The 7,485-nt window shown below is 38.3% G+C and carries 5 protein-coding genes; 4 read left to right on the top strand and 1 reads right to left on the bottom strand.

Features of this window, described 5'->3' with window-relative positions; all coding sequences use genetic code 11:
• Nucleotides 1-217: 217 nt before the first annotated feature.
• Nucleotides 218-1,180 carry a D-2-hydroxyacid dehydrogenase gene (locus AC1DUW_RS17265; protein WP_477643052.1) on the bottom strand — a complete coding sequence of 321 codons (963 nt, stop codon included), beginning with the start codon at nt 1,178-1,180 and terminating at the stop codon, nt 218-220.
• Between the two features lie 122 nt (nt 1,181-1,302).
• Between AC1DUW_RS17265 and AC1DUW_RS17260 the strand changes: the two genes are divergently transcribed.
• The 4 genes from AC1DUW_RS17260 to AC1DUW_RS17245 all read left to right on the top strand — a co-directional run.
• Nucleotides 1,303-1,851: a GNAT family N-acetyltransferase gene (locus tag AC1DUW_RS17260; RefSeq protein WP_053346397.1), complete on the top strand. Its 549-nt coding sequence runs from the start codon at nt 1,303-1,305 to the stop codon at nt 1,849-1,851.
• A gap of 375 nt (nt 1,852-2,226) precedes the next feature.
• Nucleotides 2,227-3,684 (top strand): CoA-acylating methylmalonate-semialdehyde dehydrogenase, encoded by a 1,458-nt coding sequence (locus tag AC1DUW_RS17255; RefSeq protein ID WP_053346396.1) that lies wholly within the window; start codon nt 2,227-2,229, stop codon nt 3,682-3,684.
• A gap of 68 nt (nt 3,685-3,752) precedes the next feature.
• Nucleotides 3,753-5,093 (top strand): aminotransferase, encoded by a 1,341-nt coding sequence (locus AC1DUW_RS17250; RefSeq protein ID WP_477643051.1) that lies wholly within the window; start codon nt 3,753-3,755, stop codon nt 5,091-5,093.
• Nucleotides 5,094-5,595: 502 nt separating this feature from the next.
• A partial coding sequence (locus AC1DUW_RS17245; RefSeq protein WP_477643050.1) for a bifunctional metallophosphatase/5'-nucleotidase occupies nt 5,596-7,485 on the top strand: 1,890 nt, incomplete at its 3' end.

Raw genomic sequence — 7,485 nt, 5'->3', positions numbered from 1 at the left:
GCGTTAAACCATTTCACTTTACCTTGTTCCATTGTTGTTGCCTCCTAGTGTGAATCCACACAATGTGTTACTACCCTTGCTCAATCTTCAGACGAAAAGTGTTTCACTTATCAATCTTCCCGAACAAAAATAATTCTTATTAAATATAACAGATAATGTCGGAATCTGCAAGCTAACATAGTAAGATTATTTTTTGTGAAATTGCTATGAAGATTCGTTAATATCCTTTCTTGTAATTAAGTAAATTTGTTGTAAGGTTTTTACCGTTGAGATAGTTCCTCAAATTGGGAATGAAAATATCTTCAATCAATCGTTTGTCGTAATATTCAGTGTTTCCGGATGTGTGTGGCGTGATGATGACATTGTTCATTTCCCATAAAGGGCTACTTTCCGGAAGTGGTTCAGTTTCAAACACATCTAGTCCTGCACCTGCAATCTGCTTGTCCTTAAGCGCTTGAATCAATTCATTTTGAACAACGAGAGATCCTCTTCCAATATTAATGAAAAAAGCGGAAGGCTTCATTAACTTGAATTCGTTTGTGCCGAACATATCCTGTGTTTCTGGAGTCAAAGGTAATGTCACGACAACATAATCACACTTAGGGAGAAGATCATTCAATTGTTTCTGGGTGAACATCTCATCGACATATTCTTCTGGTTTACCAGAATGACGAACCCCTAATACGGTCATTCCAAAAGCCTTGGCAATTTTAGCTGTTTCCTTCCCGATTTTTCCAACCCCAATGATGCCTATAGTCTTTTCGTGAATTTCCTGCTTCATATCAGCGTGGTGCCAAGTCTTTTCCTGCTGTTGCTTAACATATGTATCTATTTTTCTTGTAAAGGCGAGCATTAGGGCGAAAATGGTCTCTGAAATGGGATATGCATGGACACCATTTGCAGTCGTAATCTGCACATTCTTTTGTTCTAATTTTTCCAGTGGCAAAGCATTCACTCCAGCACTCCATGTCTGGATCCATTTCAATTCACTTGCTTCATATAATATAGATTCGTACATTTCTGATTTCCAGCCAGCGATTATTTCCGCATCGTTTATATGATCCTGCCATATTGCAGGGGCTCTTCCACTAATTACAGTCCAATCGGGAATCAATCCTTTAACTTGCTGCAATAAATGTTCATTCAGGTTTTGGGTAATAATGAGTTTTTTATTTGGCATAATCATCATCCTCTATCATTTTTCTGAATTATACGTAAGTTTTGAGAATAATTCAATTGGAAACAGTGATTACTAAGCAATCTTGATATAATACAAATATCTAACAAGGATGGGGTGTAATCATGAAGGTGAAGGATATATATGGGCAGCTACCAACTTTAGAAACAGAACGTTTAATTATGAGGAAAATCACTATGAAGGATGCTGAAGATATGTATGCATATGCTTCCGATAGTGAAGTATCTCGTTTTGTCACGTGGGAACCGCATCGTTCACTATCTGATACAAAAGATTTTATCCAATTCGTGTTACAGAATTATGAAGATAATAAGCTTGCTCCATGGGGAATTGAATACAAGGACAATGGTGAGTTTATTGGTACTATCGACTTTGTTTCATGGCATTTGAATCATCAAATCGCTGAAATAGGGTATGTCCTTGCTCCACAATATTGGGGAAATGGCATGATAACGGAGGCTGCCAAAAAGGTAATAGAGTTTGGTTTCGAAAATATGAATCTTGTTCGTATTCAGGCCCGCTGCTTTGTGGATAATCTTGGTTCAGAACGGGTCATGCAAAAGTCTGGAATGTCTTTTGAAGGTATTTTGCGAAAAGGTATGTTTGTTAAAGGTAAGCATGAGGACCTGAAATTATATTCAATTATTAAATAATCATACATGAATGAAAGGATTACGAAAAATCTATAAGGGTTGCTGTACTTTTAAAGGGATGGACTTATAAATGTTGAAGAAGTCAAACCAAATCTTAGGTTACTCACTGTTTCCGTCTATGTGAAAATTCTGGAAAACACTCATTTCCCATTTTATCAAGAATAATAGAAAGGAAACTGACAGCCTTCAATTTGCATTTCTAGCTCTCGCAAATTTTGACGAGGAATATTCCCTGGCTCTTTGAAGATATGAAATTTAAAAACAAACAAAATGTGCAAATAATCATTCAAAAACTATACAAAACGTCTAATGTAAAAAGTCCGTTTAAAAAATATAATAAAACTATGAAATCGGGTTGAAATGGAGGGTGTCTTAATGGCAGTTATTAATGATGTAGAAACGTTGAAAAATTATATAGGTGGCAAGTGGGTAGAATCCACAACCTCAAAACATGAAGAGGTGCCTAATCCGGCAACAGGAGAAGTGTTGGCGATTGTACCGCTTTCCACAAAAGAAGATGTCAATCAAGCAGTTCGGGTGGCAAAAAATGCTTATAAAGAATGGAAAAAGGTAGCTGTACCTAAAAGAGCTCGCTTCTTATTTCGCTACCAGCAATTGTTGATTGAAAACTGGGATGAGCTTGCGAAGCTCGTCACCATTGAAAATGGAAAAAGCTATACAGAAGCATATGGTGAAGTTCAACGTGGCATTGAATGTGTGGAATTCGCTGCAGGTGCGCCAACCTTAATGATGGGCAGCCAGCTTCCGGATATTTCTCCGGGTATTGAATCGGGCATGTACCGTTATCCAATGGGAGTAGTAGCAGGCATTACTCCATTTAACTTCCCAATGATGGTKCCRTGTTGGATGTTCCCRCTTGCGATTGCYTGTGGAAACACATTTATTCTAAAACCTTCTGAAAGAACGCCTCTCCTAGCCAACCGTCTTGTTGAGTTAGTAACAGAAGCAGGTGTTCCAGATGGTGTTGTAAATATTGTCCATGGGGCACACGATGTGGTGAATGGGATATTGGAGCATGAAGACATTAAAGCAGTATCTTTTGTTGGCTCCCAGCCAGTTGCTGAGTATGTATATAAAACAGCAGCTGCTAATAAAAAACGCGTTCAGGCTTTATCAGGAGCAAAAAATCATTCAATTGTAATGCCTGATGCAGATCTGGATAATGCAGTAACCAACATTACCAACGCTGCTTTCGGATCTGCAGGTGAGCGCTGTATGGCCGCTTCAGTAGTTGTTGCAGTAGGAGAAGTGGGAGATCTGCTTGTAGAAAGATTAAAGGCAGCAGCTGATGAAATCAAGATTGGGAATGGAATGGATAAAGAAGTTTTCCTTGGCCCAGTCATTCGTGATACTCATAAAAAGAGGACGGAACAATATATTGAGATTGGTGAAAAAGAAGGGGCGGTTCTCCTTCGTGACGGTCGAAATGAAGGTGATCAGGAAAACGGCTATTATGTAGGACCAACATTATTTGATCATGTTAAAACAGATATGAAAATTTGGAAGGATGAAATTTTTGCTCCTGTTTTATCAATAGTGCGGGTTAATACACTTGAGGAAGCAATTGAATTAACTAACCAATCCGAATTTGCTAATGGTGCCTGTCTCTATACAGATAGCGCGAAAGCTGTCCGTGAATTCCGTGAAGAAATTGATGCTGGAATGCTAGGGGTGAATCTTGGTGTACCTGCTCCGATGGCGTTCTTTCCATTCTCCGGCTATAAAAGCTCATTTTATGGAGACCTGCATGCAAATGGAAGAGACGGCGTAGAATTTTACACAAGGAAAAAAATGCTAACAGCAAGATACTGATATAGAAAGGAGGTCGACGCTATTTATGGTCGGCCTTCCTTTATACAATTATAAGAGGAGTGGGGATTATGCAGGTTRAAAAACAAGGTCAAGATCTTAAGACGATAGATGAAAAATATGTTTGGCATCATATGAAAGGAGCTGGACCGAATCCTGGGACAATGGTCGTTCAAAAAGGGGAAGGGGCATGGATCACGGATGTTGATGGAAATCGTTATCTTGACGGGATGTCAGGATTATGGTGTGTCAATGTTGGTTATGGACGGACAGAACTAGCAGAAGCAGCTTACGAGCAGTTGAAGGAACTTCCTTATTCTCCTTTAACAAACAGTCACATTCCCGCTATTAGACTTGCTGAGAAGTTAAATGATTGGCTGGGAGGAGATTATGTAATTTTCTTCTCGAACAGTGGTTCAGAAGCAAATGAAACCGCTTTTAAAATTGCCCGTCAGTATCATCAGCAAAAGGGTGAACATGGACGCTATAAATTCATTTCCCGTTATCGTGCTTATCATGGAAATTCAATGGGAGCGCTTGCAGCGACTGGGCAGGCACAACGGAAGTATAAATATGAACCACTTGCGCCAGGGTTTCTTCATGTCTCACCTCCTGATTTATACCGAAATCCAGAAGACGAAAGCGGTGAAAAAAGTGCTGCGGAAATTGATTGTGCCATTACATGGGAATTAAGTGAAACGGTAGCGGCAGTTATTATGGAACCAATTATTACTGGCGGAGGGATTCTGATGCCTCCTGATGGATATATGAAAAGGGTTAAAGAAATTTGTGAGAAAAATGGAGTTCTTCTTATTTCAGATGAAGTTATTTGCGGTTTTGGCCGTACTGGGAAGAAGTTTGGATTTATGAATTATGATGTTCAACCAGACATCATTACGATGGCAAAAGGGATTACTAGCGCTTACCTGCCGCTTTCCGCTACAGCTGTAAAACGTGAAATTTATGAAGCGTACGCTGGTTCCGAAGAATATGACCGCTTCCGACACGTAAATACATTTGGTGGCAATCCTGCTTCCTGTGCCTTGGCTTTGAAAAATATGGAGATATATGAAAATGAGAAACTAATTGAACGGTCCAAAGATTTAGGTCTTCGTTTGCTACAAGAATTAGATGAAATTAAGTCTCATCCAAATGTTGGAGATGTCCGTGGCAAAGGTTTGTTGGTTGGAATTGAACTTGTAGAAGATAAACAAACAAAACAACCGATTGATATTTCCAAAATCAATAAAGTAATTGCATCGTGCAAAAATAAAGGACTCATCATCGGCAAGAATGGTGATACCGTTGCTGGTTACAATAATGTCCTGACGCTTGCACCTCCGTTAAGTATTACTGAAGAGGATTTTTCTTTTATTGTAATGACGGTAAAGCAAGTATTAGCTGAACTGTAAAAAATATTAATAAACAGTGGGAACAGAATCTATTTTTCTTCTGTTCCTTTTTTGTATATAAAAGTATGTTATCTCCGTTCCTTGAAAAGTACTAGAGGAGTGATGAGAAACTAGAATGCACTAAAAATTGTAGGGTTATATGATTTATATCACCAATTTATAGGAAAGTCAGATGCAATCTGCGCTCTAATTTTCCTGATTCTTTCTTCCTTGAAATCTTGGGAAATTACGAAAAAATCCCAAAGTATATCTTGTGTACTCAAGGTTTTGTTATTGTCTAACTTTAGACGGATATTGTTCTTAGACCTTGAAACTCTTATCTTTAGGAAATCACACAAGGCATGTTTCAGGAATACGAAAACCATCACCGTTTCACATTATTTTCCTATCGTTATAGAACTTATTATTTTTTTAATTAAAGGCAATAAATAATAATATTCCTAATTTAAGAAGGTTGGTTGTTCTTTAATGAACTGAAATGATGAATAAGGGGGGATCTGGGTTGAAGGTATCAATTTTGTACACCTTTTCTATGCTTAGTTCATTGGTAATCGTTTTTTCGTTATTACCAAATAATGTGCTGGTGGCAACAGCAGAGAATGGAATCAAGCAAATCACGATTTTTCACACCAATGACATGCATGGCCATTTGCTGAATAATTCGAATCAGATTGGTATTGATATTATTGCAAGTATGAAAAATATGGAATCGAATTCTCTGCTGATTGATGCTGGGGATGCAACCCAGGGCCTTCCTTTTGCTAATTTAAGAAAAGGTAAAGATGTGATTGCCTTAATGAATGCAGCTGGTTATGATGGTATGGCTTTGGGGAATCATGAATTTGATTTTGGCTTGGAACAAGTGTTAAAGAATGTGGCACTTGCTAAATTTCCTGTTATCTCAGCCAACACGATATATAGGGGCAAACCACTTCTTGCAGGTATAAACGGAAATAACGGGGCGTTCTTCATTAAAGAAATTAATGGAGTAGAAGTAGGGTTCTTTGGAATTACCACTCAAGAAACCGCGTATAAAACTAACCCGAATAATGTGAAGGGAGTTACATTTGAAGATCCTTTAAAAACTGCACAAAATCAGGTCGACAAGTTAGAAAAAGCAGGAGCAGATGTTATTGTCGGTATTGTTCATATAGGTAATGAAACTTCCAGTAAATTGAAAAGTGAAGATGTTGCAATTGAAGTAGATGGAATTGATGTTTTATTGGATGGTCACAGTCATACTCTCATTAATGAGCATGTGAATGGAACATTGATTGCTCAAACCGGCAGTGCAAGTGCAAATGTAGGCAAAGTGGACATTACTCTAAAAAATGATGAAATAGTCGAAGCAAAAGAAACCTTGATATCTAAAACAGAATCTTTGACCTACAAGTCTGAAGTCGAAGTGGCTAACTTCACTAAAAAAATCAGTGAATCACAAGGTACGAGCTTTAATCAAGTTGTTGGCCGAACTGAAACCCCTCTTTGGGGTGCGACAGTAAATGGGATTGCTATCGGCAGGATTAGTGAAACTAACCTAGGAGATTTGATTGCGGATTCAATGGTTTGGTCTGCTTCGTCACAGGTTAAAGAATCCAGTTATGAAAACCAGCCGATTGTCTCCTTGATAAATGGGGGAGGCATACGCGATTCGATACCTGAGGGTATTATTAACCGAGGACAAGTCATTTCAACCCTCCCTTTTGGTAATATTTTATTTCTCAAAGAAGTTAGTCCTGCTATTTTATATGATGTACTGGAAAATGGTGTTTCAAAAATAGAGAGCGTTAATCCGAAAACTGGGTTTATTACCGGTGTGGATGGAAGGTATCCACAAATTTCAGGAATGCGATTTGAATTTGATCCATCGAAAACCGCTGCCAATACGACAGACACTACAAAGCCGTTTACAAAAGGGGAACGGGTCACTAAAATCATTTTACTTGATGCAGAAGGGTCAGATGGCGAAGTATTAAATCGTTCAGACACTACGACAAAAATCGTACTTGCTTCAAATAATTTTGAAACAGCCGGTGGAGATGGCTATACAATGCTAAAAAGCCTAACTAATATTGGTGAAGGTGCTTCATTGGATATAATATTTGAAGAGTACATTACAAAGTTGACCAAAGCGGGGGATGGAGTTTTTTACTATCCGGTAAGCAAAAGTAGGTCAAGGGCAGTTACTTTTCATGTGTACTATCCTTATACTGCAGCTATAACAATCAAAAAAGGCAGAGAGATTGTCGCTAATAGTGAAGTGGTGTATACGATTGATAAAGGGGAACCATTTAAGGGGAAAACAGATGAAAAAGGGATTTTGACTATTGGTCATATCAAATCAGGACCACATTCAATAGCTATCTCATCTAAAGGATTATCAACGTATATT

It is taken from the genome of Peribacillus sp. P4_C12 (assembly GCF_056402095.1).
This window is presented reverse-complemented; position numbering and strand designations above follow the sequence as displayed.

Coding starts and splice junctions, on each gene's coding strand:
- AC1DUW_RS17265 (WP_477643052.1), bottom strand. CDS start 1,180: ATGCCAAATAAAAAACTCATTATTACCCAAAACCTGAATGAACATTTA.
- AC1DUW_RS17260 (WP_053346397.1), top strand. CDS start 1,303: ATGAAGGTGAAGGATATATATGGGCAGCTACCAACTTTAGAAACAGAA.